The sequence below is a fragment of the Microcoleus sp. Pol12B4 genome, from assembly GCF_036701385.1.
GTDB lineage: Bacteria > Cyanobacteriota > Cyanobacteriia > Cyanobacteriales > Microcoleaceae > Microcoleus.
The window spans coordinates 1-6,370 of the sequence record NZ_JAUBQR010000305.1 but is presented as its reverse complement, the minus strand read 5'-3'; the positions used below and the strand labels follow the sequence as shown (position 1 = coordinate 6,370).

Below are 6,370 nucleotides of genomic sequence, written 5' to 3'. Positions count from 1 at the left end.
GAGAGAATACGCTTTCATTAGGTTTGACTACAACAATGATATTTTATTGTACCTCATTACAGCGGAATCCGCTGTATATTCAGATTTAATTGCCGTTCTAGAATAGATTCCAGATTACCTTTATCAACTCGTTCATCAAAAGCATCAGATAACATATGCAAAAGCTCGTAACCTACATCCTTAGCATGACCCGCCGTACAACCATAAGTATTGGCAATATCAGAATACTTTTGTCGATTCCGTATTTCCTCGATAATTTTACGCTGCAAGTCATTTAGATGTTTGCCTGTCTTTGCACTGAGCACTTCATCTACAAATTGCAAGATATGGGCAGTGTCCATCAGTAGGGGCGTCAGAGAACCACAGTTTAGTATAGCCAACTTTTTCCGTCTTTTCCGTCTTGCGTCCAATTTTAGAAATACCCGTCTTTTTCCCTCTGTTTTTCCCTTTTCAGTTTTGAGCGATCGGTCTATGATGTGGAAAAGGATAAAAATCAGCTTCGCTGGAAGAAGGGAGTGTAGATCTAATCCCAATCTCCAATAGCGACCGATGGTGCTTTACTAGGTTGCGAATTGCGATCGCACTTCTAAATTAGATTATAGGTTTTGGGCGATCGTCTGTATTGGTGAACAGAATTTCATCTACCAGTTTTAAGACTTCTGCCATGTCCACAAATCGGTCAGATAGGCAGGCTTTTCTGATATTACCCGATCTTTCCGACATTTGAGCAAATTTTTCTGGAAAAGTTCAGACGGCTTTTCAGGATTTCTGGTGAAAACGGTAGTGTCAGCCTCTGGCTCACTCCGGCTTTCGGGCCTTTCCCACGGTACGTTTTATTTTTATTATCCGCTAAAACTCACCAGAACCCGGGCTTTAGCAATCCTTACTGGCAGTTTACCGCCAGTGTGCCATCTGCTACACCGATTTTGGGGAAGCTTAGGAATTTGACGGGGTTGTCACCCCGTGAACCCATACAGTGTTTACTTTTCCAACTGATTCACGCTTGCACTAAGTATAAATAATGATTGTTTTGTCATCTATCTATGGTATGATGTGTTTGTACAATAAAACTTACTCAAGAAGCCATAGGACCTCAATATTGTCGTCAGCAACTCTATAGTAGACGAATAAATTGGCTGTTCTCAATTGCTCGTGGAAACGGTAGTGTGAGCCAGAGGCTCACACAGGCTTTCGGATCTTTCGCACGGGAAGTTTTATTTTTACTATCACCTAAAACTCAGGAGAGGCGTTCAGACTCAATCCGACTGACAGGGCGATCGGGCTTGGGTTTTGATAAGGAAAGTATTGTTTGACACTTAGATTGTAAGTATGGACAAGATAAACACCATCAAACAACCGTAATGGAGGATTAATTCAAATGGATAAAATCGTGCGTGCTGCTGTTTTGACTGCTGCCGTTGGTTATATTTCTGTATCTGGTAATGTAGATGTACTTGCACAGCAACGGCATACAGGTTCATATACATTCAATAAACAGATTGGTGATGTATATGTGGCAAGCGTAGAAATCACATCTGCAATGGGTGAGTATATGCCAGAATGTCGAGGCCCTGGTGCTTGCGTTCAGATGATGCAAAAAGGATGGCTAACTTACATTACGCCGAATGTTAGTTTACCAAAATGCGGTAGGAGATACTACCTTGATGGATACGTTAAGGTCAAGTACAGAAATGGTCAAGCATGGATGGAAGCAACTTGGGATCTAGACAGCGGTAAGGAAGGATATCAAGGGAAACTAGATGCTAAGCGGTTTATTGGTTGGTATAACGATCCTGCTTCTGCTAACGTCGAAGTTAGTACTAGCGCCACCTGTAAGTCTAATGACAATCCAAGAAATCTTTTACCCAGGTGGTGAGGGTGAAAGATGCGATCGCCCCTTACTTTTTTTATCAATTAGGTGATCGATGAAAAGTGTGGATGCGATCGCACTTGATCTTTTTTCACCGACAGGGCGATCGGGCTTGGGTTTTGATAGGAAAGAAGTTCAATAATCCTTCCGTAAGAAGGAGGTACTATGAACCGACAGTTAACTGAAATTGGAGAACTAACTGATGAAACTAACTCTAAAATTTATTTTGATATCCGCTGCTATGCTGGTTACTAATTTTAATATGCACGAAGCAAAAGCGCAAGCAGTTAAGTGCTTTGATGTAAGTTCGAGAACAGGTTGGCAATACTTTGACCTTGGGGGTCCATATACTCGTATAGCCAGTGTTGGTGGAGGTTGGTCTGTAGATGCGAGAAGCTATGCTCGTGTTGGTCCTCAAGGCCACAATGAACCTGGGCTAGAGCCATATAACCAATATAAATACGATCAAGGATATCCTTTTGGTGCATTATTTGTAGATATTCCCACAGATGGTATTGGATATGTATGGGTGCGGGGGGTTCAACAACTACCTAAACCAATCACTCGGACTGCGATACGAATTAACGATGCTGACAATGCACTAGGAGACAATTCAGGTGTTCTCAGAGTTTGTTTTAGTCGATAAGGGGGTAGCAATGCCATCGCACCTTGTCTTTTTTCACCGACAGGGCCAGCGATGAGAGGTATGGATGCGATCGCAGCTTGTCTTTTATTTACCAAAAATCTAATTTTAAACAGAACCGCGATCGCCCCCTCTCAACTTCTTCAACAACTCCGGCGTCACCAACCCTTGCGGAAAAAATATCGTTCCCAAAACTATCAACAACCCAAACACAATTAACCGCCCATCCCGCAGGAATTGCGCCAACCAAACCGGCAATCCCTGAATAGTCGCCATTCCCCTCAAAACCTCCGGTAAAGCAGTAAACACCATCCCCCCCAAAACTGCTCCCAAAAACGTTCTGCTACCACCAATCAATACAGAAGTCAAGTAAATAATACTAGCATCAAAAGTCCCTTGACGCGCGTTCCAAGTATTCAAGAAATGAGCGCTAACTGCACCCACAACCCCCGCTAAAACAGCACCTAACGTGAAAGCCAAAACCTTATAAAAAGTTGGGTTAATGCCGATCGCATCAGCCGCCAACTCATCAGCGCGGATCGCAGCAAAAGCCCGCCCCACCCGAATCCGTTCCAGCCGATACACAATCGCCATACTTACCAAAAGTAAAGGTAGTACAATCCACAAATACTCGATCGGCGTCGCAAACGGTTGCGGAATCCCAAAAATGCCCACAGCCCCGCCAGTGATGTCCAGATTCAGCGATAAAACCCGCAAAATTTCCACAAAAGCAATAGTTGCGATCGCCAAATAAATGCCACTTAACCGCAGGGCCGGAATTCCCACTAAAATCCCCAGCAACCCCGAAACAGCCCCTGCAATTATCATCTCTAATAACAACAACGGCAGTGGAAATAAACCCCCTGTGTGTTGAAAAACCGTCGTAGATAAAATGGCCGCAATATACCCACCCAAAGCATAAAAACCAGGGCTAGCCAGAGACAACTGTCCAGTCATTAAAGGCAAATACAGCGACATTCCCAACATTGCACCCAGCAACATCGAGACAATCAGAAACCCATAAGTAGTAAAAAATGCAGTCATAACTTTCTTTATTTCTTAGTCCCCCTCTGCTGGGACGAGAGTTTGACAATAAGCGATTTCAAGATCCGAATCCTCTTACACCTTTTCACTCAAACGCTTCTATTTCTCAGTCCCCCTCTCCTGGGACGAAAGTTTGACTCTTAAGCGATTTGATTTCAATCACCGAATTATCAACCGGGCAACGGACTTACACCTTCTGAATTAAACGCCGTCCAAACAAACCCTGGGGTCTAACCAATAGCATCATAAACAATATGCCAAAAGCAACAGCATCCTTATAAGCCGAAAAATCACCAGGCACAAAAGCCTCCACCAAACCAATTATAAACCCACCCAAAACAGCCCCAGGAATACTGCCCAACCCACCCAGCACAATCACCGCCAAACCCTTCAAACCAAAAGCAATCCCAAAATACGGCCCAGCAATACTAACACTAGAACCCACCAAACTCCCGGCCAAGCCCGCCAGAAAACTGCTCACAAAAAACGTCAAAACAATATATCTGTCAGTATCAATACCCAACAGACTAGAAGTAGTAGCATCTTCAGCCACCGCCTGCATTGCTTTGCCAAATTTAGTGAAATTTATTAAGTAAGTTAGAAGACTAACAATCGCAATAGCTACGCCAAAAATCAGTATTTGAACAGTGCGAATAGGAATCTGTTTATCCGCCGTACCAAAGTTAATAGCTGCAGGCAAATTGCCGTAAGTATTAGTAGGAAAAGTGTAAATTTCTGCACCGACAAGATACTGGATGATATTGGCGATCGCCACCGCCGCCCCCAAACTAGAAACCACCGTCAGCAGAGGATCGGAGTTTCTGCGGCGCAAAGGCAAAAAAGCAACTCTTTCAACAATTACTCCCACCAAACCAGCCAGCGTACTGCCCAAAATTAGTGCCACAGCAAAAGGAAACTGCACGGGAATTCTCGCATTAGCCAACAACCCGTTAAAACCAAAAGCACCGCCCATCAGCGCATAAGTGAAATAAGCACCCAAAGTAAACACTGCACCGTGAGCAAAATTAATAATTCCGAGAATAGAAAACACTAGGGTGTATCCCAGGGCAAAAATAGCATAAACGCTGCCGATCGACAAACCATTCAAAAATTGTTGCAGAAACAGAGTTAAGTCCATCACCAGTTAAGAATTGAGCTTCACACCGAAATTATTCAACAACAAAAAACATACAGTTTTTACTCTGACTTCTGAATTCCCCCCTTGGAGGGGCAGGGGGGTGACTTCAAAATTACACTCAATAACTCATCCGCGTATCCGTGTCAAAATTCGTGTTCTGACTTCATTTCAAAAACTCAAATTTACCGTTATTTCCATCAGCATCCATTTTTATCTGTGCCACATAAAACTCTTTCTGATTGATTTCACCTTCCGGCGTAAAAGAAATTTCCCCCAGAGGCGTATCGTACTTTCCACTCAACAACTGCTGATTCAAATTTGTACGCAATTCTGCCAAAGGCTTTTGGCTAATCTTCGACTTAGCATTAATTTCTTTTAATGACTCAACAAAAACTTGTACGCCAGTAAAAGCTTGAGCGCTAAACTGAGGCGGTTCCTTCTTAAATTGAGCGCGATAAGCATCACGAAAAGCCTTATTAATCTCATTTTGATATTCCGGGCTGTATGCTTGGGCAATTAAAACCCCCTCGCAAAGAGCCTTGCAAACCGAAAATACATTGGAAGTATTCAGACCGTTGCCCCCAATGATAACGCCTTTGTAGCCCAACTCCCGCAACTGCTTAATTAAATTGCCTCCATCTGCAGCCAACCCAGAAATAATTATCAAATCGGGCTTGACATTTATCCCATTAGTGGCTTGAGATTGGAAATCTGTATCAGTAGTCAAGAATTTTTGGACTGTTGCCAATTCCAGTCCCATATCTTTAACTGTTGTCTGAAAAGTTTCAGTCTCAGATTTGCTAAAAGCATCATTCTGAGCAAAAAAGACGGCTACTTTCTTAATATTGGGATTTTGCTTCAGGGCCGCCTTAACCGCATTAGGTGCTACCACGGCGACAGGCGCAGAGACTCTGGCCACATAATCGCCAATCTGGGGAATGCCTTTAGCGGTGTTGGATGGTCCGAGTACGGGAATTTTTGCGCGATCGGCGATCGGATCGGCACTAAAAGCCTGCTGCGAGAGAGTTGGGCCCACAATACCCACCACCTTATCCTGATTGATCAGAGTATTGAAGGCATTGATCGCCCCTTGTTCATCTCCACCCGTATCTTGGAACACCAGCTTAATCGGCGTCCCATCCACACCGCCGTTATCGTTGAAATACTTCTCAGCAATTTTCGCCCCAGCCACCTGTTCCTGACCGAGCAAAGCCACATTGCTAGTTTGCGCCACCCCAACCCCAACGGGAATAGTGGTAGAGTTCCCCGCAGCCGAACCCTGTGGCGAAGTTGCCGGAGATGGCGAAGTACCTGGAGATACTGTAGTCGATGTCTGGGGAGTGTTCGTCTGAGTGCAAGCCATCAGCAGTGAAGCGCAGGTAACGAACAAGGCACTAGGGCGAGGGGCAGGTTTTTTCATGAGCGGGCGATCGAACACATATATATAGACCATCTCTATATAGAACATCTATATGTGCAATGTGCAAATATTCTACCGATTCGCCGGAGAGTCCCGGTCCAAAGCGTATTTCTGGGTCAAAAAGCAGACTCAAGCCATAAAGAAGAATCAGCCAGGGGATACCCGATCCGGTCATAAGAGCCAAAACCCTTGGTGTGTATAGGTTACAAACAAACTCAAAAATATTTTCACAAAACGCTTGACAACTCTGGGGAG

6 protein-coding genes are annotated in these 6,370 nt (G+C 44.2%); 2 read left to right on the top strand and 4 right to left on the bottom strand.

Annotated features, from left to right (window positions below; all coding sequences use genetic code 11):
• Positions 1-56: 56 nt before the first annotated feature.
• A complete protein-coding gene (locus QUA38_RS26840) occupies positions 57-380 on the bottom strand; it encodes a hypothetical protein (protein ID WP_333167275.1) in 324 nt (107 codons plus the stop codon).
• Positions 381-1,378: 998 nt separating this feature from the next.
• On the opposite strand from QUA38_RS26840, the gene QUA38_RS26835 reads away from it, so the two are divergent.
• The gene (locus QUA38_RS26835; protein WP_333167273.1) at positions 1,379-1,876 is read left to right on the top strand and encodes a hypothetical protein; all 498 of its coding nucleotides are present in this window, start codon (positions 1,379-1,381) and stop codon (positions 1,874-1,876) included.
• 196 nt (positions 1,877-2,072) lie between these two features.
• Entirely contained in the window at positions 2,073-2,516 is a 444-nt protein-coding gene (locus tag QUA38_RS26830; protein WP_333167271.1) for a hypothetical protein, read from the top strand.
• Positions 2,517-2,621: 105 nt separating this feature from the next.
• Here the strand turns inward: QUA38_RS26830 and QUA38_RS26825 are convergent, their stop codons facing one another.
• The 3 genes from QUA38_RS26825 to QUA38_RS26815 form a co-directional block, all read right to left on the bottom strand.
• A complete protein-coding gene (locus QUA38_RS26825) occupies positions 2,622-3,557 on the bottom strand; it encodes a branched-chain amino acid ABC transporter permease (protein WP_333167269.1) in 936 nt (311 codons plus the stop codon).
• A gap of 187 nt (positions 3,558-3,744) precedes the next feature.
• Positions 3,745-4,695 carry a branched-chain amino acid ABC transporter permease gene (locus QUA38_RS26820; RefSeq protein ID WP_333167277.1) on the bottom strand — a complete coding sequence of 317 codons (951 nt, stop codon included), beginning with the start codon at positions 4,693-4,695 and terminating at the stop codon, positions 3,745-3,747.
• Positions 4,696-4,858: 163 nt separating this feature from the next.
• The gene (locus QUA38_RS26815) at positions 4,859-6,115 is read right to left on the bottom strand and encodes an ABC transporter substrate-binding protein (RefSeq protein ID WP_333167267.1); all 1,257 of its coding nucleotides are present in this window, start codon (positions 6,113-6,115) and stop codon (positions 4,859-4,861) included.
• Positions 6,116-6,370 lie beyond the last annotated feature (255 nt).